Below are 398 nucleotides of genomic sequence, written 5' to 3'. Positions count from 1 at the left end.
CCTACAGCTCTTGTCCTGGGACCGGTAGCGGCCTGAACCACCCGAGCACCGACCGCACTGCGGAAAATGCCGCTCGGCGATGATCCCCGCTCGACAAGCACCGCGCCTATACCCGATTATTCGGGTCCGCCCGTTGGCCGCGCCAGCCACCTTGCCTTGACCAGGAGCCTTGTACCTTGAGTTCGCAGAAAACCGTGACCGTGACACCGCCCAACTTCCCCCTGAACGGCAAGGTCGCGCCCCCCGGCTCCAAGTCCATTACCAACCGCGCCCTGTTGCTGGCGGCCCTGGCCAAGGGCACCAGCCGCTTGAGTGGTGCGCTGAAGAGCGATGACACCCGCCATATGTCGGTGGCGCTGCGCCAGATGGGCGTGACCATCGATGAGCCGGACGACACC

Annotated in this window: 1 pseudogene; it reads left to right on the top strand. The window is 65.3% G+C overall.

What is annotated here, in order from left to right:
• Positions 1-176 precede the first annotated feature (176 nt).
• A pseudogene (locus SB756_RS28300) lies at positions 177-398 on the top strand (3-phosphoshikimate 1-carboxyvinyltransferase); the annotation flags it as partial.

Origin of the sequence: Pseudomonas sp. SIMBA_068 (assembly GCF_046534705.1) — a bacterium.
Lineage (GTDB): Bacteria > Pseudomonadota > Gammaproteobacteria > Pseudomonadales > Pseudomonadaceae > Aquipseudomonas > Aquipseudomonas putida.
This window is presented reverse-complemented; position numbering and strand designations above follow the sequence as displayed.